Origin of the sequence: Variovorax sp. RKNM96 (assembly GCF_017161115.1) — a bacterium.
Lineage (GTDB): Bacteria > Pseudomonadota > Gammaproteobacteria > Burkholderiales > Burkholderiaceae_C > Variovorax.
The window spans coordinates 3,750,181-3,768,858 of record NZ_CP046508.1; the positions used below are offsets into that span (position 1 = coordinate 3,750,181).

Genomic DNA, 18,678 nt, shown 5'->3' on the forward strand with positions numbered 1-18,678 from the left:
GAAGAACGCGGCCACGGCCCATGGCTCCATCCATTGCCGACAGCCCCGGCCGCCGACGCAGGCAACGGTCTAGCGGCGCGTTGGCGCCGCTCAGTTCCCGCCGCCGCCCTCGCGCAGGCGTCCGAGGCCCAGCTTCTCCATCGCCTCGTGCGCCTCCACCACCATCAACGCCACTTCCGCCACCGTGACCCGCAGCGTGGTGGCACGCGTGCGCATGTGTTCGTAGGCCTTGGCTTCGGTCAATGACTGCGTCTCGGCCAGCATGCGAACGGCCTTCTCGATCTGCCGGCGCGACTTGATCGTTTCTTCGAGCTTGCTGACCTTGCTCTGCAGCCGCTCTTGGTAGCCGCGCGACGAACGCGCCAGCACCAGCGTGCTCAGCACGCCCGACGAACGGAACGGCCGGGTCAGCACGCCGTGCGCACTGGTGTCGAGCAGCAGCTTCAGCGTGGTCGGGCTCTCGTAGTCGGACAGTGCGATCAGCGTTGCTTCCACCGCGCTGGCGCACCAGCTGGTGCTGTCCTGCAGTTCCTGCGAGACCTGGAAAAAGATCACGTCGCACCCGGTGGGCGGCGCAGGGGGAAAGGGCCAGATGATCTTGAGCCGGCAGCCGATGCGCTTGAGCTGGTCGAGAAGGATGTCGCGATCTTCGCCCGGCGGGTACACCACCGCGACGCAGATGCTGCGCAGGTCATCGTAGAGGCGACGCAAGCTGCTCATCGCGTCAACTCAGCCAGAACTCGGAAAAACCGAAGGTCGACAGATACGGGTCGGGCTTGACCGGGCCCGCCCCTTCCCACAGCAGGTCGAACTGCCCGTCGCTGCGGCACACGCCGATGCGGGGCGTCAGGAACGTGTGGTTGTTCTCGGCATCGATGGACAGCGGCCCCTCGGGCGACTCGAAGCGCACCGAGCGCACGGCGTTGACGAGCTTGCGCGTGTCCAGGCTGCCGCTGCGCTCCAGCGCCCGCGCGAACAGGTGGACCTGGCTGTAGGCCGCCTCGGACCACATGCTGGTGGGCCGGTCGCCATAGCGCTTGCGCCACAGCGCGATGAAGCGGTCGTTGCGCTCGTTCTTCAGCGAACTGAAGTAGGTGGCCGAGGTGATGTGCCCCGCGCAGGCCTCGGCGCCGGTCATGCGGACTTCTTCTTCCACCATCGACAGGCTGGCGATGGGCATGCGCTGCGGATCGAGCCCGTGCTCGCGGTAGATCTGGTACAGGCGCCGGGCCGACTGGCCGACGATGGTGCAGAAGATGACGTCGGGCTGCGCATCGGCGATGTCGCGCATGACGTCCTGCAGTTGCGTCTCGGAGGCCTCCAGCGGCACGTAGACCTCGTCGAGGATCTCGCCGCCGTGCTGCTCGACCATCTCGCGCATCACACGGTTCGACTCGCGCGGAAAGATGTAGTCGGCGCCGATCAGGAAGAAGCGCCGGCCCCGGTTCTTCAGCAGGTAGGCCGCGAGCTGCACGCTGTTCTGGTTGGGCACCGCGCCGGTGTAGATGACGTTGGACGAGTACTCGAAGCCCTCGTAGAACGAGCAATACCAAAGAAGAGCGTTGTTGCGCTCGATCACCGGCAGCACGGCCTTGCGGCTGGACGAGCGCGAGCAGCCGAAGATCACGTTGACCTCGTCCTCCAGCAAGAGCCGGGTCGCGAGCCGCCGGTACTCATCGGCATCGCCCTTGGGGTCGTAGGCCACCGGCAGCAGCGGGCGGTCGAGCACGCCGCCAAGGCCGTTGATTTCCTCGATGGCCAGCGCGGTCCCGAAGAAGTGTTCCGACTCGGTCACGCCGGTCGCGCCCGAGCGCGAATGCAGCACGCCGATGCGCCAGCCGTCTTCGGCGGGGGCGGGTTTCTCAGTGGTCATCGGCTTTCTCCATCGTCATTCAAGAAGGCACCAGCAGAATCCGTGCCTCCGCGTCCGAAGTCAGACACGCAGGTGATCGAAAACGGACGCTGCGGCGCCTGGGGCCTTCGCATTTCCCTCGTCCACCAACTCGCCCTGCTTGAGCACCACGTAGCGGTCGGCCACCTGGAGCGCGAACGGCACGTTCTGCTCCACGATCAGCATCGCGGTGCCGCGCCGGGCGCGTTCGTCCAGCAGCGCGCGGGCCAGCCGGTCGATCACCGAGGGTTGCAGCCCTTCGGTGATCTCGTCCAGCAGGATCATCGTGGGTCGCATCATCAGGGCACGGGCTAGCAGCAGCATTTTCTGCTCACCGCCCGAGAGCGTGCCAGCGTCCTGCTTCAGCCGGGTCTTGAAGACCGGGAACAGCGGCTCGATGTCCGCAAAGCGCTCGTCGAATACCGACTCCTTCGCGAGGCCGAGCCGCAGGTTGTCTCGGATGCTCAGGTCGGCGAACAGCGCCTGCTCCTGCGCCGCATAGGCGATGCCCTGGCGCGCGATGCGGTGCGGCGGCTGCCGCGTGATGTCCTGCCCGTTCAGGTGGACGTGGCCGGCCTTCTTGGGCAGGTAGCCCATCACGGTCTTGAGCAGCGTGCTCTTGCCCATGCCGTTCTTGCCCAGGAGCGCCACGGCCTCGCCAGCTGCGATGTCCAGCGACAGTCCGCGCAGCACCACGGAAGCCCCGTAGCCGCTGCTCAGACGTTCCAGCCGCAATGCCTTCGTCTGGTCTTCGCTCATTGGTGCACCCTTGGCGCTGCGCGCCTTCCCGCCAAGCGGGAGCGAGCTTGCTTGGGGGCGGCCCGGCGCGGCGCTCATGCGGCCTCCTGCGGTGCGTGTGCGCTGCCGGCGTAGATGGTCTTCACCAGCGGCGAATTCACCACCTCCTCGAAGCTGCCCTGCATCACGATGGTTCCCTGATGCAGCACCACGATGCGGGTGGCGATCTGCTCGACGAAATCGAGATCGTGTTCCACCAGCAGGCAGCACAGGCCATGCCGGTGCGCGAGCGAGGCCAGCACTTCGCCGATCTGCGAACGCTCGGTCTTGGTGAGGCCCGCGGTTGGCTCGTCGAGCAGCACGATGCGCGGCTCCAGCGCCAGCACCATCGCGAGTTCGAGCGCCTGCTGTTCGCCGTGCGAGAGATCGCGCGCCACGGTGGACAGCTTGGCGTCGAGCCCGGTGGTGCGCACCACGTCGAGCGCATAGGCCGGCAGGCGAAGCGCGGCCTCCTGCCGTACCAGCGAGGGCTTCTCGAGCAAGGTGCCCGCGATGCGAAGGCACTGCGCCACCGTGAGCGACTCGAAGATGTTGGCGTTCTGGAACTTGCGCCCGAGGCCGAAGCGCACGCAGGCCTCGGGCGGCAGGTCGCGGATATCGTGGCCGCACAGCCTCACGGTGCCGGCGCTGCGCTCGGCGCCGTCGCTCATGCAGCGCATCAACGTGGTCTTGCCCGCGCCGTTCGGGCCGATCAGCTCGCCGGCGCGCGATTCCAAGTCAATGCCCTGCAGCACCTTGAGCGCGCCGTAGTGCTTCGCCACCTGCTGCATGGACAGGGCCGGCACGGTTGTCTGTGCCGCTGCGCTCTTGCCCTGCCGTGCTTCGAGTGCCGGAACGCGCGCGGCGATGCGGCCCAGCCCGAAGGGCTTGAGCAGCAGCGGCACCAACCCCTGCGGCAGCAGCACGATGACCAATACGAAGGCCACGCCCACGATGAGCTGCCACGCGAACGGCATGCTGCCGCTGAGGTAAGCCGTGGCCACGTTGATCAGCACCGCGCCGATCAACGGTCCCCAGAGCGTGCCCCGCCCGCCCAACGCGACCCAGATGATCAGCTCGGTGCCCAGCGCGAAGCCGGTGAGCTCGGGTGCCACCACGCCGCTGAACGCGCCGTAGCCGAAACCCGCGATGCCCGCGACCATCGCCATGACGGTCAGCAGCGCGATCTTGACCGCCGCGGTCGGAATGCCCAGGTAGGTGCAGCGCGACTCGTTGTCGCGAATGGCGGCCAACACCCGCCCGGCGTCGCTGCGCACCAGCAGCCAGCCCGGGAGGCCAAACAGCACGAGCATGCCGCCGGCCACCCAGTACCAGGCCTCGATCGAGAGGTCGAAGCTCTCGTAGCCAGTCAGGCCCGAGCTGGAGCCGGTCCACTGGCCGCCCGACAGCAGCAGTTGCGTCAGCACGATCGGCAACACCAGCGAGATGACCGTCGCGAAGAACGGCGAAGCGCCCCGGTAGAACGACAGCCAGCCCACCAGCGCTCCGACCGCCGCGCTGACGGCGATGGCGGCGCCCAGCGCCAGCAGCGCCGTCGACATGCTGAAACCGCTGTGCGTGAACACCAGCCCCGCCGCATAGGCGCCGATGCCGAAGAAGGCCGACTGGCCGAAGCTCAGGTAGCCCGTGTAGCCCCACAGCACATCGACCGTGATCGCGGCAATGGCGAAGAAGAAGGCCTTGACGAGGATGTTGAGCAGGTAGGTGTCGAACACCCAGGGCCCGGCCACGATCAGCAGCAGGCCGATGCCGCCCAGCACCGAGAGCCCGCGGCCCGAGCGCAGCGTGGCGCGCAGCGAAGCAGGCGCCGTGGAAGCGATTGCCATGTTCTCAGCCACGGGCAAACCCCTTCGGACGGATGCGCAGCGTGACCGCCGCGAGCACCGCGATGGTCAACCCGCCGAGCACCGGATTGGCATAGGTGCTCACCAGCACCTGGCAGGCCCCGAACACCACGCAGGTCAGCAAGAGGCTCGGCATCGAATGGCCCGACACCATGACCAGCATGAAGGCGCTCACCAGCCAGGGCAGCCCCATGTTCGGATCGACGCTGGACAGCGGCGTGATCATCGTGCCCGCCAGCGTGCCCAGCCCCGCCCCCAGGCTGAAGGTGATGAAGCGCACGCGTCCCGCGTGGATGCCCAGGCCGCTGGCCAGTTCCTCGTTCATGATCACCGCGCGCGTGCGGATGCCGAAGCGCGTGCCGTTCAGCAGCGCGGTGAGCAGCAGGCACAGCGCGATGGCGATGGGCACCAGCAGCAGGCGATAGGCCGAGTAGTCCACGCCGCCGATCGACCAGGTGCCCGCAAGCGGCGCGTCGACGAACTGCACCTCGCGGCCAAAGGCCATCACGATCGACTGCCCGATGACGATGCCCAGCCCCCAGGTCGCGAGGATGGCGTCGAGCGGGCGCTTGTAGAGCGGCTTCACGATCAGCCACTCCACCGCCATGCCCGCCACGATGCCGACCGCCAGCGCCAGAGGCCAGCTCAGCCACGGATCGAGCTTGAGCTGGGTCACCACGTAGCTCGCATAGCCGCCCAGCGTGAGCAGCGCGCCGTGGGCGAAATTGACGATCTTCATGACCCCGAAGATCATCATCAGCCCGGCGGTGACGATGAAGAGCATCGCGGCGGTCGTGAGCAAATCCAGCAACAGCACCATGTGGCGGCCTTTGTCTCTTTGTCTTCGACGTTATTTCAGGTTCGGGCACTGGGCGCCGGGATCGACGCTCGCGAAGGTCTCCAGGATCTTGATCGATCCATCCGCCTGCACCTGCCCCAGGCGCATCGACAGCGGCGTGTGGCGGCTCTTGTTCATCGACACCGCGCCGCGCGGGCCGGTGAACGACACCTCGCCGAGCGCCTTGACCACCTTGGCCGCATCGGTCGAGCCGGCCTTTTCAACGGCAGCCTTGTAGAGGAAGAACGCCTCGTACTGCGGCTCCGACAACTCGTTGGGTGTCTTCAGGTCGGCGCCGAACTTCTTCTTCATCGCATCGAGAAATTTCTTGTTCTCAGGAATGTCGATGCCCGTGAGGTACGAAGCCGACATGTACATGCCGCCGGCCACGTCGCCCATCGTCTTTGCCGTGCCCTCGTCGATCGCGAGGTTGCCGTAGGGCAGCGTGAGGCCCGCGCCCTTGAGCTGCTTGGCCAGCGAGACGTTGGGCGCGCCGCCCGCGGTGGCGCTGACGAGCGCGTCGGGCTTGGCGGCACGCAGCTTGGAGATCACCGAGGTCCAGTCGCTGCCGTCGATCGGCAGGTATTCCTCGCCCACCACCTTGCCGCCCTTCTGCTCGATGTACTTGCGGGTGAAGTCGAGCATGCCGCGGCCGAAGGCGTAGTCGTTGCCGACCAGGAAGAAGGTCTTGGCGTTCTTGCTCTTGAGGAAGTAGTCGACCACCGGTGCGACCTGCTGCTCGGGCACCCAGCCGTTCACGTACATCCAGTTGTTGCACGAGCGCCCCTCGTAGAACGAGGTGTAGATGTAGGGCACCTTGCCCTTGCTCACCACCGGCAGCGCCGCATTGCGCGCCGCGCTGTTCTCCATCGCGATGATGGCCGCCACCTTCTTCTGGAACACCAGCGTGTCGAAGGCCTTCTGCGCGCCGACGGCGCCGGAGGCGTCGTCCACGATCTCCAGTTCGACCTTGCGGCCGAGGATGCCGCCGGCGGCATTGATCTCGTCGACGGCCAGCTGCGACGACTGCACCGCGGCCGGCGCCACGACGCTGTTGGCGCCCGACAGGCCGACCGCCACGCCGATGCGAAGGGGGTCGGCGGCCTGGGCGTGGGCTGCCAGCAAGGTGGCGGCCGTCATGGCGCCGAGGCGCAGGAGGGAAGCGATCTTCATGTTCAGAGTCCTCTTGGGGGTCGATGGAAAAGTTGAGTGGGTGACAGCGGAAAAAGAAACCGTGGGTTCAGTGCCGCGGCAGCGGCCAGCCCGTGCCCAGCATCGGGTCGTAGATGTCGTCGCGGCGATCGCGCAGCACGTCGTTGAACGCGTTCAGGTGGCGCGCCTGGCGCGATGCCTTGAGGTTGATGCGGGCAAAAAGAATCTCCTCGCCATCGTGCGAGGCGGGCCCTGCCAGCGGCCAGCCCTGCGCGCCGACGATCACGCTCTGCCCGACGAAGGGCTGGCCCCGCTCGGTGCCCGTGCGGTTGGCGCAGACGATGTTCATGCCGTTGCTGTGGGCGCTGGCCATCGCGAGCGTGGTGGCCATGGCCGGGCGGTCCGCGGGCTGCTGCGGCATCGGCACCCAGTTGGTCGGCATGCAGACGATGTCGACGCCCTGCATCGCGAGCAGGCGATAGGCCTCGGGGAACCAGCCGTCGTAGCAGATCATCACGCCCAGCCGGCCGAGCTCGGTGTGGAACACCGGCAGCCCCTTGTTGCCCGGTTCGAAGAACAGGTGTTCGTCGCCCCAGAGGTGCAGCTTGCGGTAGGTGCCGAGCCAGCCGCGCGGGCCGAGCACCGCGGCCGCGTTGTAGAGGCGGTCGTCCTCGCGCTCGGCGATGCCCGCGACCACATGCACGTTGCAGCGCTTGGCCGCATCGGCCCAGGCCTGCGTGCTCGGTCCGTCGGGCACGGGCTCGGCCAGCGCGAAGGCCTCGGCGCGGCTGGCGAACACGTAGCCGCTGTTGGCCAGTTCGGGCAGCACCACGATCGATGCGCCCTGCGCGGCCGCCTCTTCGATCAGTTGCACCGACCGCGCCACGTTGGCGGCCGTGTGGCCCACGTGCGGCTCCATCTGCACGCTCGCCACGATGAGGTCCGGAAAACCCAAGCCTTCTTCTTCCTGCACTGTCATTCAAGCTCCAAAAAGCAAAAAGCCCTCGACCCCGCTTGCGCGTTGTTCGAGGGCTTTCATAGCCGGTATGTGAAGCAGCGATGTTGCTGCCCGACATGCACTCAATGGCGAGTGCTGTCGTGGGGTCGGAGATTAGAAGAAGGTATTCGCGGTGTCAATTGGAATTTTCTGCAGCGCGCGGAAAGCTCGATGGCTCGCACTCACCGTTCATGCGATGCGCCCGTGTGCTGCGCTGGGCGCTTGCGGGACGGCGTGCGCAGCGTGATCGAGTAGCGCAAGGCTTCGGTCGGCGCGATGGCGTGCTGCCAGGCCCAGCGCGCCGGGCCGCGCAAGAGATAGATCGAGCGCGGCTCGATCAGGAACTGCACGTTGCCGGCATCGGAGGTCGATGCACCTTGCGGGCGGTAGGGCCTGAACTGCATCACCGCATCGCCCTGCAGCGAGACGCCCACGATGTCCTCGAAGTCCGGCACGTCGCGGTGCCAGCCGAGGGGCGTGCCGGGCTGGTACTCGGCGATCAGCATGTGGGTGAGCTCCTCGGGCGCGATACCGAGCCACGCCGCCGCCCTAGCCCGCAGCGGATGCAGCACCTCGGGCAGCGGAGCGCCAGGCTTGAGGCGGTTCGCGTCGAAGTCGTAGCTGCCGCCGAAGCTGATGCCGCGGCGACGCGCGGTGTATTCCTTGTAGCGCATCTCCTTGAGCGGCAAGGCCTGCACGATGCGCAGCAGCCCGGCCTCTTCATCCCTCGACAGGAACTCGCGCTCGTAGCGCAGACCTTCGATGACGGCCGTGGGCGTTCCGCCGAACAGGTCGTCTTGCCCCGCGTGTTCGAGGCGCCTAGCGGAACGCAACGCCGGCCCTTCCCACCTCCACATGCCACCAGCGCGGCAGCAGCTCGCGAATCTCCGTTCGTGCAAAACGGTCGTCGAGCAGATGCAGCACGCCCTGGTCTTCCTCGGTGCGAATCACGCGACCCGCTGCCTGCACCACCTTCTGCAGGCCTGGATAGAGGTACGTGTACTCATAGCCCTTGCCGAAGCGCGACTGCATGCGCTCGCGCGTGATCTCGTTGAGCGCGTTGTACTGCGGCAGGCCCAGGCTCGCGACGAAGGCGCCAACGAGGCGGCTGCCCGGCAGGTCGATGCCCTCGCCGAACGCGCCGCCGAGCACGGCGAAGCCGATGCCCCGGCCGCCCTCCTCGAAGCGCGCGATGAAGCCGTGGCGGTCGGCTTCGAGCATGCCGCGCGTCTGCGTCCACACGGGCACGCCGGGGTGCCGCGCCGAGAAGGCGGCGCGGGCGCTCTCCAGGTACTCGAAGCTGCTGAAGAAGGCCAGGTAGTTGCCGGGCATGCGCTCGAACTGGGCACCGATGATGCCCGCCACGTTGCCCAGCGATCCGGCGCGATCGCGAAAGCGCGTGGAGACGTCCATCGCCACCTCGACGCGCAGTTGCCGGCTGTTGAACGGCGAGGCCACGTCGAGCAGCGCGGTGTCCGGCGGCAGGCCGAGCGCATCGCGGTAGAACTCGAAGGGCGAGAGCGTGCCCGAGAAGCAGGTGACCGACACCGCATCGGCGAACCGGCCTTCCAGAAACGGCGCGGGCACGAGATTGCGGATGGCCAGGGTGCGGTCCTGCTGCGTGATGCCGAGCGTGCGCTCGAACACCGAGTGGTCGTCGAACACCTCGGCGAGTCGGGCGAAGTGCAGCGCATCGAAGAAGAAGCGTTGCAGCGGCCCCTGCGCGGCCTCGGGCTTGGCGGCGAAGTACTCGGCCATGGCCGTGTTGGCAGCCTGCAGCGCGCGGACGAAACGCTCGGGAATCTCGTCGGCGGTTTCGTAGTTGTCAGTCTGCGACTGCTGCACGGTGTCCCACTCGCGAAAGAGCCGTGCGAGCGGGCCGCGCACCGGTGCGGGCGCGATGCGGTGCGCCTCCTCGAGCGCCCCGCCCTCGAGCTGCGCGGTGTACATGCCGCGTGCGCGCTCCAGCAGGTTGTGCGCTTCGTCCACGAGCACCGCCACGCGCCACCCAGCGTCCTTCATCGTGGCGAAGAGGAAGGCGCTGCCGTCGAAGTAGTAGTTGTAGTCGCCCACGATCACATCGCTCCAGTGGGCCATTTCCTGCGCCAGGAAATAGGGGCACACCGTGTGCTGCAGCGCGACCTGCCGCAGCGCCTGCCGGTCGAGCCAGCCGGTCTGTGCGGCTTCGATGCGGGCGGCGGGCAGGCGGTCGTAGAAGCCCTTGGCGAGCGGACACGAATCGCCATTGCAGGCGCGGTCGGGGTACTCGCAGACCTTTTCGCGCGCGGCGAGTTCGAGCACGCGCGGCTGCGCGCCATCCACTGCACAGCCTTTGCCCAGCACCCGCAGCGCATCGAGCGCCACCGGTCGGCCGGAGGTCTTGGCGGTGAGGAAGAAGACCTTGTCCAGCTTCCCCGCCGCGCGCGCCTTGAGCAGCGGAAAGAGGGTGGCGAGCGTCTTGCCGATGCCCGTCGGCGCCTGCGCCATGAGGCAGCGCCCGCCGGCGGCGGCGCGGTAGACGGCTTCGGCCAGTTCGCGCTGGCCGGTGCGGAAGGCCTGGTGCGGGAATGCGAGCTGTGCCAGTGTTTGGTCGAGCGCGCCGTGGTGGTCGGCTTCCTGCTGCGCCCACGCGGCGTAGCAGTCGCACAACGATTCGAAGTGCACGCGCAGCGCGTCCCAGGTGTGGCGTTCCTCGAGCACGGTCTCCTCGCCGGTGGCGAGGTCGAGGTAGACGAGCGCGACCGTCATCTGCGCGTGGCCGTGCTGCTCGCACAGCATCCAGCCGTAGATGCGGGCCTGTGCCCAGTGCAGCGCGCGGTGGTTGCCGCGGATGGCGTCGAAGTCGCCGCGGAAGGTCTTGATCTCCTCCACGCGGGGTTCGTCGGGCGCGTAGCCATCGGCGCGGCCGCGAACCCGCAGCGCGCCGTGCCGGGCTTCGAGTGACACCTCGCTCTGGTAGTTACCGCCCCGCCGCCCCTGCACCAGCGCGTGGCCGGCCATGCCTTCGAGCGCGCTGGGCGCGGGCACGAAGCGCAGGTCGAGGTCGCCCGCCTTCGCACCGAAGGCGCAGAGCGCCTTGACGGAAACGACGTAGGCGGCCGAAGCCGGATCTGGCGAGGGGGAGGAAGCAGGGGCCATCTCTCGAATGACTGTATGAAATTACAGTATAGCGAGAGACACAGTGTTAACGTTCATGGTCAATGTGTCCTGTCTCGGGGTCTTCTCCGACAGGATGACCCTCCCTTTTCGGCAAAACTTGACAAGTTTTGCTTACAAATGTGCCGATGAAAACTCCTGCCGCCATCGATCCCCATGACTTCGACCGTCTGTTGAGTCGCAATCTCAAGCTCCCGATGCTGGGGGGACTGTTCGGCGCCGTGGTGTTCGTCGGGCTCATCCTGTTCCTGCTCTCGACCATCAGCTGGGTCGAACACACCGACCGCGTGACCCGTTCGGCCAGTGAACTGCAGCGCCGCAGCATCGACATGGAGACGGGCTTGCGCGGCTTCCTGCTCACCGGCGAAGAGAGCTTCCTGGAGCCCTACCAAAGCGCCCTGCCGCGTCTGAAACCCGACACCGATGCGCTGCGAAAGCAGGTCTCGGACAACCCGCAGCAGGTGGAGCGGGTCGATCGCATCGCCGGCCTGCAGGAAGCCTGGAACGAATTCGCCCGCGAAATGATTGCCGCCCGCCGCGCCGGCGGCGACATCCAGGCCATCGTGCGCCTGGGCCGCGGCAAGCGGCTGACCGACGACATGCGCGCCGAATACACCGCGTTCATGGACACCGAGCAGACCCTGCGCTTCCAGCGCAACAACGACGCCAACCGCACCAGCTGGTGGGTGGTCGGGCTCTTCCTGTTCTTCACGCTGACGCTGACCGCGCTGATCGCCTACTTCGGCCGACGCCAGCTGGTGCGGCTGTCGGACAGCTACGACGTCGTGCTCAAGGAGCAGACGGCGCATTCCCAGCGCCTGTCGGAAGAGGCATGGCTGCGCGGCGCGCAGACCGAGCTGGTGGGCGAACTGGTCGGCGAGCTGACCGCGCCGGACATGGGCCGCAAGATCCTCGCGTTCTTCTCGCGCCACCTGGGCAGCAGCGTCGGCGCGATGTATGTGCGGGAGCGCCACGGTCCGCTGCGCCGGGCTGCAAGCTATGGGTTCTCGGCCGATGCTGAAGCCTCGCCGCAGGTCTTCTCCCCCACCGAGAGCCTGGTGGGTCAGGCCGCGGCAGAGCGGCGCCGGATGCTGATCGACCCGATCGACGCCAGCTACCTCAAGGTCAACTCCGGCTTGGGCGCGATGGCGCCCAGCACCGTGCTGCTGATGCCGGTGATGAGCGACGGCATCGTCAACGGCGTGGTCGAACTGGGCCTGCCCGGCGCACCCGACGAGCGCGCGAGCCAGCTGCTGGAGGTGGTGTGCGACGACATCGGCACCTCGCTCGCCGCGGCGCGCTACCGCGAGCAATTGCAGGAGGTGCTGGCAGAGACCCAGCAGCTCAACGAGGAACTGCAGGTGCAGCAGGAAGAACTGCGCACCGCCAACGAAGAGCTCGAAGAGCAGTCGCGCGCCCTGCGCGCCTCCCAGGCCATGCTGGAGAACCAGCAGGCCGAGCTGGAGCAGACCAACAGCCAGCTCTCCGAGCGCACCGAAGCGCTGGACCAACGCAACACCGCCCTGCGCCGCGTGCAGCGCGATCTGGAAGACCGCGCCGACGAGCTGCAGCGCGCGAGCCGCTACAAGTCGGAGTTCCTCGCGAACATGTCGCACGAGCTGCGCACGCCGCTCAACAGCGCGCTGATCCTGGCCAAGCTGCTGGGCGACAACCCGCAGGGCAACCTCACGCTGGAACAGGTGAAGTTCGCCGAGTCGATCTACTCGTCGGGCAACGACCTGCTGGTGCTCATCAACGACATCCTGGACATCGCCAAGGTCGAGGCGGGCAAGCTCGAGGTGGTGCCCGAGGACGTATCGCTCGCACGGCTCGGGCAGAGCCTGGAGAGCACCTTCAGCCCGCTCGCGATGCAAAAGAGCCTGAGCTTCCGGCTCGAGGTGCAGCCCGGCGCGCCGGCCTCGCTGGTCACCGACCGGCAGCGGGTCGAGCAGATCCTGAAGAACCTGCTGTCGAACGCCCTCAAGTTCACCGACAAGGGCGAGGTGGCGCTGGTGGTCTCTGCCACGGCGGACGGCGGCGCGGCCTTCGCGGTGTCGGACTCGGGCATCGGCATCGATCCGCAGCAGCACGAGCTGATCTTCGAGGCCTTCCGCCAGGCCGACGGCACCACCAGCCGGCGCTACGGCGGCACGGGGCTGGGCCTGTCGATCTCGCGCGACCTCACGCACCTTTTGGGCGGCACGCTCACCGTGCAGAGCGAAGCCGGCAAGGGCAGCACCTTCATCCTGCAGTTGCCGGCCCTGGCACCGCAGGCTTCGGCGCAACAGGCCACCGCCCCCCGGAGCGTGCCGACCTATGCGCCCGGCAACCGCAGCCCCGCCGCCGCGCCCGTCGCCGTGGCACCGCAGGCGCCCTCGCCGCGGGCCGTGGTGCCGGCGCCTCAGTTCGACGACGACCGCGCGATCCCGCGCGACCAGGTGCGGCGCGTGCTGGTGATCGAGGACGAGCCGCAGTTCGCGCACATCCTCTACGACCTGGCGCACGAGCTGGGCTACCGGTGCCTGGTGGCGCACGGCGCGGCCGACGGCTTCGAGCTGGCCACGCAGTTCGTGCCCGATGCGATCCTGCTGGACATGCGCCTGCCCGACAGCACCGGCCTGGACGTGCTGCAGAAACTCAAGGATTCGCCGCACACGCGCCACATCCCGATCCATGTGGTCTCGGCCGCCGACAACGCGCAGGCCGCCGCGCTGCACATGGGCGCCATCGGCTTCGCGCTGAAGCCGGCCACCCGCGACGAGCTGATGAAGGTGTTCGGCCGGCTCGAGGAAAAGCTCACGCAGAAGGTCAAGGTCGTGCTGCTGGTGGAAGACGATGAGCTGCAGCGCGAAGCCGTGATCAAGCTGATCGGCGACGACGACATCGAGATCGTCGCCGTCGGCTCCGGCGAAGAGGCGCTGGAGCTGCTGCGCACCCGCGTGTTCGACTGCATGGTCACCGACCTGCGGCTGCCCGACATGCAGGGCAGCGACCTGCTCAAGGCCATGGCGGCCGAAGAGATCGTGTCGTTCCCGCCGGTCATCGTCTACACCGGGCGCAACCTCACCCGCGACGAAGAGACGGAGCTGCAGCGCTACTCGCGCTCGATCATCATCAAGGGCGCCCGCTCGCCGGAGCGCCTGCTCGACGAGGTGACGCTCTTCCTGCACAAGGTGGAGGCCTCGCTCTCCACCGAGCGCCAGGGCATGCTGAAGACGGTGCGTGGGCGCGACCGCATCTTCGAGGGCCGCACCATCCTTCTGGTGGACGACGACGTGCGCAACATCTTCGCCCTGACGAGTGCGCTGGAGCAGCGCGGCGCGTCGGTGGAGATCGGCCGCAACGGCCGCGAGGCGCTCGAAAAACTCGACCAGGTGCACGAGATCGACCTGGTCCTGATGGACGTGATGATGCCGGAGATGGACGGCCTGGAAGCCACGCGGCGCCTGCGCGCCGACCCGCGCTTCGAGAAGATGCCGGTGATTGCCATCACCGCCAAGGCCATGAAGGACGACCGCGACCAGTGCCTGGCCGCCGGCGCCAACGATTACCTCGCCAAGCCCGTCGACCTGGAGCGGCTGTTCTCGCTCCTGCGCGTATGGATGCCCAAGATGGAGCGCCTGTGACCGACAAGCCGCCCTCACCTCCGCCGTCTTCCCCACCCTCGCCGCTTCAGCCGCTGAGCGACACCGAGATCGAGCTGCGCCTCCTGATGGAGGCCATCTACCTCAAGTACAGCTACGACTTCCGCAACTACACCACCGCCTCGCAGAAGCGACGGGTGCTGTATGCGCTCGACCAGCTCGGGCTGCCGAGCATCTCGGCGCTGCAGGAGAAAGTGCTGCGCGACGCGGGGCTGTTCGGGCGGCTGCTGCAGTTCCTGACGATCCCGGTGAGCGAGATGTTCCGCGACCCGTCGTACTTTCTTGCGCTGCGCGACCACGTGGTGCCGATCCTGCACACCTACCCATCGGTGAAGGTGTGGGTGGCGGGCTGCAGCACGGGCGAAGAAGTGTTCTCGCTCGCCATCCTGCTGCGCGAAGAAGGCCTGCTCGATCGCACCCAGATCTATGCGACCGACATCAACCCGGCCTCGCTGGAGAAGGCGCGCCAAGGCATCTTTCCGCTGGAAGCGATTCGCGGCTACACCACCAACTACCAGCGTGCCGGTGGGCGCAGCGCGTTCTCCGACTACTACACCGCCGCCTACGACGCGGCGCGCTTCGACCCGTCGCTCTGCGCCGACGTCATCTTCGCGGACCACAGCCTGGCGACCGACAGCGTGTTCGCGGAAACGCAGCTGGTGTCGTGCCGCAACGTGCTCATCTATTTCAACCGGCTGCTGCAGGACCGTGCGCTCGGACTGTTCCACGAGTCGCTGTCGCACCGCGGCTTCCTGGGCCTGGGGTCCAAGGAAAGCATCGACTTCTCCGGCTACGCGGACCGCTTCGCGCCGCACGCCCGCGCCGAGCGCATCTACCGCAAGGCGACATGACGACGCTGCCTCGCCCCCATACCCGCAAGCGGGTGGACAAAGTCGTGCTCGGCGCTTCGGCCGGCGGCATCGATGCGCTCATGGTGCTGCTCGACGGACTGCCCGCGGGCTGGCGCCTGCCGATGACGGTGGTGCTCCACCTGCCCGAGAACCATGACAGCCATCTCGCCGAGATCTTTGCGCTGCGCCTGCCCATTCCCGTGCACGAGGCGGCCGACAAGATGCCGGTCGCGGCCGGCTGCCTTTATTTCGCGCCGCCGGGCTATCACCTGTCGATCGAGCGCGAGCGCTGCTTCTCGCTCAGTTGCGAGGCGCCCGTGCTGTTCTCGCGGCCGTCCATCGACGTGCTGATGGCCTCGGCCGCCGACGCCTACGGCCCCGCGCTGGCCGGATTCCTCTTGACCGGCGCCAACGACGACGGTGCCGAAGGCCTGCATCGCATTCACCTGGCCGGCGGACTCACCGCCGTGCAGGACCCCAAAGAAGCCCTGATTTCCATCATGCCCAACGCCGCCATCGCGCGACACGCCCCCGACCACGTGCTACCGCTGCGCGAGCTTCGCGCCCTGCTCCTGCAACTGGAGGCCGCCCATGCCCATTGACGTCCAAAGCAAGCTGCTGATCGTCGATGACCTGCCGGAGAACCTGCTGGCGCTGGAGGCGCTGATCCGCGCGCCCGACCGCATCGTGTACCGCGCCGGCTCCGCCGAGGCGGCGCTCTCGCTGCTCCTAGAGCATGAATTCGCGCTCGCCATCGTCGACGTGCAGATGCCCGGCATGAACGGCTTCGAGCTGGCCGAGATGATGCGCGGCACGGAGCGCACGCGGCACATCCCGATCATCTTCGTGAGCGCCGCAGGGCGCGAGCTGAACTACGCCTTTCAGGGCTACGAGAGCGGCGCGGTCGACTTCCTGCACAAGCCGCTCGATCCGCACGCGGTAGTCAGCAAGGTCAATGTGTTCGTCGACCTGTACCAGCACCGGAAGGCACTGCGCCACGAGATGGAATCGCTCGCGGCCGCGCACCGGAAGCAAGAAGAACTGGTGCAGCAACTGCAGCACACCCAGCACGAGCTGGAGCGCGCGGTGCGCATGCGCGACGACTTCATGTCGATGGTTTCGCACGAGCTGCGCACGCCGCTCAACACGCTGTACCTGGAGGCGCAGCTGCGCCAGCTTCACCTGTCCAAGGGCAACCTCGCCAACTTCGCGGCGGACCGGCTGCCCGCGATGATCGAGCGCGACCAGCGGCAGATCCGCAACATGGTGCGCCTCATCGACGACATGCTCGACGTGACGCGCATGCGGCGCGATGCGCTGTCGATCCAGACCAAGCCGGTCGACCTGGCGGTGCTCGCCCGCGCCGTGGTCGAGAACCTGCGCCAGCAGGCCGAGGCCGCGGGCTCGACGATCACGCTCGAAGCACCGGCCGAGTTGCGCGGCGTGTGGGACGAGTTCCGCATCGAACAGGTGCTGACCAACCTCCTGACCAATGCGCTGCGCTACGGCGGCGGCAAGCCGATCGAGATGGTGGTCGAGCAGGCCGACGGCGTGGCGCGCGTGCGCGTGCGCGACCACGGCATCGGCATCGCGCCCGAGGACCAGGCGCGCATCTTCGAGCAGTTCGAGCGCACCGAGCACAGCCGCCAGCATGCGGCCGGGCTGGGCCTCGGGCTCTACATCACGCGCAAGATCGTGGACCTGCACGCGGGGCAGATCGGCGTGGAAAGCGCGACCGGCCAGGGCGCGCGCTTCACCGTCGAGCTGCCGCTGCAGGCCGACGCCGCAGGTTCCGCGCCCGACGCGTAGGAACACCCCTACGGCGCTCAAGACACATTCCGTTGATACTGCTGCTTTCGACTTAACAAAGAGACAAACCACCGTGAACGTGCTGATCGTCGATGACAACGAAGCCGCTGCCGACCTCTTGCAGGAACTGCTCACGCTGCAGGACCACACGGCCCGCTGCACCTACACGGCGCAGCAGGCGATGGACGCGGCGGCCGTGGAGCACTTCGATGCCGCGCTGATCGACCTCACCCTGCCCGACTTTCCGGGCACCGAGGTGGCGCGGCGGTTGCGCGCGAGCACCGCAGAAGGCACGCCGCGGTTGCTGGTTGCGATCTCGGGCTTCTCGGCGCAGGACGCGGCGGGCGAATCGGCCAAGGGGTTGTTCGACCATCACCTGCAGAAGCCGATCGACATTGCGCAGCTCGATCGCATCCTGGCGCAACCTTCGCTCTAGGCAAACCGGAGGCCTGTGCCGATGCGCCGCCTCTTCTTTCTTCCTGTCGTTCTCTTGCTTCTCGTGCCGCTCGCATCGACGGCGGGATGGACCGACGGTGCCGGCAAGCCGATTCCGGATTCCGAATCCATGCGAAGCGATGGCGAGTTTCTCGTCCAATTGCTCATCACCCCGGACGAGGCCGAGTTGCGCAAGGCCTGGAGCACCTCCAGCCGCGCGCCGACGCTGCGGGTCACCGACAGCGTGAAGCGCGGCATCAGTTCCAGCGCGATGCTGTTCCTGCGCGGCTGCGCGCCGAATGGCATGGGCCGGTGCGATGTGGTGGTCGAGTTCTTCCTGATCACTCCCAGCGGACAGCGCGTGCCGGCCGGAGGCGGTCCGCTCTGGACTTCGGAGCCGCCCCCGGCAACTTTGGTGCTCGGTTCGGCCAGCATGAACTTCAGCTTCGGCCCGACCAATGAGACCGGGCTCTACAGCGTGCAGGCCAAGGTGGTCGACCGCATCGGCAAACACACGCTCGAACTGTGGGGCCGCATCCGGCTGGACTGACGCGCGTGATCGTGGATGCCGGTCAGGGCGTTCCGAGCACCATCGTCCAGTAGTAGGGATAGGCATTGCCCGCGCCGCCGCGCACGCATGCCAGCGCGACATGCTTGTAGTTCGCGCCCATCAGGTTGCGGCAATGGCCTTCGCTCAGTTGCCACGAGTTCATGGCCGATGCAACGCTGGTCTGCCCGGCCGCGATGTTCTCGCCGACGCCCGACCACTTGTAGCCCGCGTCGGTGGCACGGGTGCCCGCGGTGCTTCCGTCCGAGCCGGTGTGATCGAAGTAGTTCTTCGCGACCATGTCGCGCGAATGGCGTGCTGCGGCCGTGTCGAGCTGGCTGTTCCAGGCGATGGGCGCGGCGGCCGGGTACTGCGTGGCGCCGCAGGTGCGCGCCTCGCTGCGGAACTGGTTGACGCGGGTGATGGTGTCTTGCACGAAGTCGGGCAGGCCGCAGCTTTCCAGCGCGGTGGGGCCGGGTGCGGGTGCAGGCGCGGGTGCAGCGGCGGGGTCCGGTGCCGGCGCAGGTGCGGGAGCGGCTGCAGGCGGAACGCCCAGCCCGAGCGGCAATGCACCACCACCGTCGCCGCCTCCGCCTCCTCCCCCACCGCACGATGCAAGCAACAGGGTCGCGAGGGTGCCGATGGCGGCGGTCTGGAATTTCGAACGCATGGTTTCTGGGGGCCTTGTGAAAGAGAAAAGAAAAAAAGAAAGGCAA

The 18,678-nt window shown here is 67.5% G+C and carries 16 protein-coding genes; 6 read left to right on the forward strand and 10 right to left on the reverse strand.

The features are described from left to right. Positions 1 to 90: 90 nt before the first annotated feature. The 9 genes from GNX71_RS17165 to GNX71_RS17205 all read right to left on the reverse strand — a co-directional run bounded on the left by GNX71_RS17165 (position 91) and on the right by GNX71_RS17205 (position 10,658). Entirely contained in the window at positions 91 to 720 is a 630-nt protein-coding gene (locus tag GNX71_RS17165; protein WP_206173432.1) for an ANTAR domain-containing protein, read from the reverse strand. 4 nt (positions 721 to 724) lie between these two features. Continuing rightward, a complete protein-coding gene (locus GNX71_RS17170; protein WP_206173433.1) occupies positions 725 to 1,873 on the reverse strand; it encodes a transporter substrate-binding domain-containing protein in 1,149 nt (382 codons plus the stop codon). Positions 1,874 to 1,933: 60 nt separating this feature from the next. Next, complete coding sequence (locus GNX71_RS17175; protein ID WP_206173434.1) at positions 1,934 to 2,650, reverse strand: ABC transporter ATP-binding protein; 717 nt, start codon at positions 2,648 to 2,650, stop codon at positions 1,934 to 1,936. Positions 2,651 to 2,724: 74 nt separating this feature from the next. Beyond that, complete coding sequence (locus tag GNX71_RS17180) at positions 2,725 to 4,515, reverse strand: branched-chain amino acid ABC transporter ATP-binding protein/permease (RefSeq protein WP_206173435.1); 1,791 nt, start codon at positions 4,513 to 4,515, stop codon at positions 2,725 to 2,727. 4 nt (positions 4,516 to 4,519) lie between these two features. Continuing rightward, the gene (locus tag GNX71_RS17185) at positions 4,520 to 5,353 is read right to left on the reverse strand and encodes a branched-chain amino acid ABC transporter permease (protein WP_206173436.1); all 834 of its coding nucleotides are present in this window, start codon (positions 5,351 to 5,353) and stop codon (positions 4,520 to 4,522) included. Between the two features lie 30 nt (positions 5,354 to 5,383). After that, positions 5,384 to 6,511: a substrate-binding protein gene (locus GNX71_RS17190; protein ID WP_241027326.1), complete on the reverse strand. Its 1,128-nt coding sequence runs from the start codon at positions 6,509 to 6,511 to the stop codon at positions 5,384 to 5,386. 100 nt (positions 6,512 to 6,611) lie between these two features. After that, a complete protein-coding gene (locus GNX71_RS17195; protein ID WP_241026962.1) occupies positions 6,612 to 7,502 on the reverse strand; it encodes a nitrilase family protein in 891 nt (296 codons plus the stop codon). 200 nt (positions 7,503 to 7,702) lie between these two features. Next, complete coding sequence (locus GNX71_RS17200; protein ID WP_206173438.1) at positions 7,703 to 8,353, reverse strand: alpha-ketoglutarate-dependent dioxygenase AlkB; 651 nt, start codon at positions 8,351 to 8,353, stop codon at positions 7,703 to 7,705. Beyond that, entirely contained in the window at positions 8,340 to 10,658 is a 2,319-nt protein-coding gene (locus tag GNX71_RS17205; protein WP_206173439.1) for an ATP-dependent DNA helicase, read from the reverse strand. Before GNX71_RS17205 ends, GNX71_RS17200 begins: the two co-directional genes overlap by 14 nt. 146 nt (positions 10,659 to 10,804) lie before the next feature. On the opposite strand from GNX71_RS17205, the gene GNX71_RS17210 reads away from it, so the two are divergent. The 6 genes from GNX71_RS17210 to GNX71_RS17235 all read left to right on the forward strand — a co-directional run bounded on the left by GNX71_RS17210 (position 10,805) and on the right by GNX71_RS17235 (position 17,965). After that, positions 10,805 to 14,302 (forward strand): response regulator, encoded by a 3,498-nt coding sequence (locus tag GNX71_RS17210; protein ID WP_206173440.1) that lies wholly within the window; start codon positions 10,805 to 10,807, stop codon positions 14,300 to 14,302. Continuing rightward, on the forward strand, positions 14,299 to 15,171 hold the full coding sequence (locus GNX71_RS17215; protein ID WP_206173441.1) for a protein-glutamate O-methyltransferase CheR: 873 nt from the start codon (positions 14,299 to 14,301) through the stop codon (positions 15,169 to 15,171). The genes GNX71_RS17210 and GNX71_RS17215 overlap by 4 nt, the downstream gene beginning before the upstream one ends. Then, positions 15,168 to 15,773: a chemotaxis protein CheB gene (locus tag GNX71_RS17220; protein ID WP_206173442.1), complete on the forward strand. Its 606-nt coding sequence runs from the start codon at positions 15,168 to 15,170 to the stop codon at positions 15,771 to 15,773. The genes GNX71_RS17215 and GNX71_RS17220 overlap by 4 nt, the downstream gene beginning before the upstream one ends. Then, complete coding sequence (locus GNX71_RS17225) at positions 15,763 to 16,980, forward strand: hybrid sensor histidine kinase/response regulator (protein ID WP_206173443.1); 1,218 nt, start codon at positions 15,763 to 15,765, stop codon at positions 16,978 to 16,980. The genes GNX71_RS17220 and GNX71_RS17225 overlap by 11 nt, the downstream gene beginning before the upstream one ends. A gap of 73 nt (positions 16,981 to 17,053) precedes the next feature. Next, a complete protein-coding gene (locus tag GNX71_RS17230) occupies positions 17,054 to 17,416 on the forward strand; it encodes a response regulator (protein WP_206173444.1) in 363 nt (120 codons plus the stop codon). A 21-nt stretch (positions 17,417 to 17,437) separates the two neighbouring features. Then, positions 17,438 to 17,965, forward strand: coding sequence for a hypothetical protein (locus tag GNX71_RS17235; RefSeq protein WP_206173445.1), 528 nt, complete (start codon positions 17,438 to 17,440; stop codon positions 17,963 to 17,965). 22 nt (positions 17,966 to 17,987) lie between these two features. On the opposite strand, the gene GNX71_RS17240 is transcribed toward GNX71_RS17235, so the two are convergent. Then, the gene (locus GNX71_RS17240; RefSeq protein WP_241026963.1) at positions 17,988 to 18,632 is read right to left on the reverse strand and encodes a CAP domain-containing protein; all 645 of its coding nucleotides are present in this window, start codon (positions 18,630 to 18,632) and stop codon (positions 17,988 to 17,990) included. Between the last annotated feature and the right edge of the window lie 46 nt (positions 18,633 to 18,678).